The organism is Enterococcus ratti (genome assembly GCF_001886195.1).
Classification (GTDB): Bacteria; Bacillota; Bacilli; order Lactobacillales; family Enterococcaceae; genus Enterococcus_B; species Enterococcus_B ratti.
The window spans coordinates 1-1303 of the sequence record NZ_JXLB01000056.1; the positions used below are offsets into that span (position 1 = coordinate 1).

Below are 1303 nucleotides of genomic sequence, written 5' to 3' on the forward strand. Positions count from 1 at the left end.
ATCATTTAAGTCACTTTGTAAGTTTTGCACTTGGGTACCTGCTTTTTGAGTGCCTTTGCGCAAAGCGGTTTTCGTTTGGTTAGTTACTACTGATGGATTCACTGATTTGTCTGAAGCTACTTGCGAAGATGAAGAAGCTGTTTCCAAATTTTTAGTGTTTTTTTCAGTTGTTGTAGGTTGCTGTTTTTCTGCTGCGTAAATCAATGAAGTACCTGTATTAGCAGTACTTGAAACAAGCAACAATCCTGTGGCTGATGCAGCTAGTAATTGTTTGCGAATTTTTTTGGCTTTTGTGAGATTTTTTTTCTTTCTCATTTTGTCTAATTCCGTCCTTTCATTTACATATATATAAGTAAATTTAATATGATAAAAAAATAACATTAAAATAAAAAAATGTGTTGTTTTATTTTTATGAAAAAAATAAATTTATTTTATTATGTGAAAATGGAGAGATAAGTAGAATATTATGTAAATAATAAAAAATTATATGTTATTTATAGAATGATATTTGTTTTACAAACAGAGAATAGGTTTTCATAAGTGAAATGATATACAAATAAAAATGAAAAAAATGTCGAAATGTTTTTCTTGAGTGGTTTATTGTGAGGTTTTATGTAACGAATACATATTTTCTAGTAAAAAATAAGTCATTACTTTTTATTTTTTTGATTTTGAAAGCATGGGTTCAAAAAAATTTAGAAAAAATGCGTTATTGACCATTCTATACTTGTTTTAACAACGAAACAGGAATGTTTTGTTGCATAATCTAGCATTTAAAGGTAGGAGGATCTAGTAATGTCAAAGAAAAAAAATCTCACAAAAGCCAAAAAAATTCGCAAACAATTACTAGCAGCATCAGCCACAGGATTGTTGCTTGTTTCAAGCACTGCCAATGCAGGAACTTCATTGGTTTATGCAGCAGAAACAAATCAACCCACAACAGCTGAAAAAAGCACTAAAAATTCAGAAACAGCTGCCACAGCAACTGCTTCATCTTCATCAGCAGTTTCAAATAGCAAAACAGCAGATGAAGTAGATCAAATTAACCAAGCTACAGCCAAGCAGTCCTTAGATAAATCAGGAGATGAATTCGGAAAAATACAACTTGCTACAGCAGCAGTGAATGCGTTATTTAATGGTCTTGTACCAAAATTAACGAATACACAAGAACAAATTGATGATGCCAAGGCAAAGGTTAATGCATTAGCAAATAGCGATGTAAAAACTGCCTTGTTAGCAAGAATTGCTAGTGCCCAAAAAGTATTCGATGCATCTGTAGAAGCTGCAAAACAAGCAACGGAAC

Annotated in this window: 2 protein-coding genes; one reads left to right on the forward strand and one right to left on the reverse strand. The window is 31.6% G+C overall.

The window, feature by feature from the left end; all coding sequences use genetic code 11:
- A partial coding sequence (locus RV14_RS11630; protein WP_143139773.1) for a hypothetical protein occupies positions 1-315 on the reverse strand: 315 nt, incomplete at its 3' end.
- 480 nt (positions 316-795) lie between these two features.
- Here RV14_RS11630 and RV14_RS11635 point away from each other — a divergent pair.
- Positions 796-1303, forward strand: a 508-nt coding sequence (locus tag RV14_RS11635) for a toxin Cry1Ac domain D-VI-related protein (protein WP_245785512.1), incomplete at its 3' end; no start/stop codon positions are given.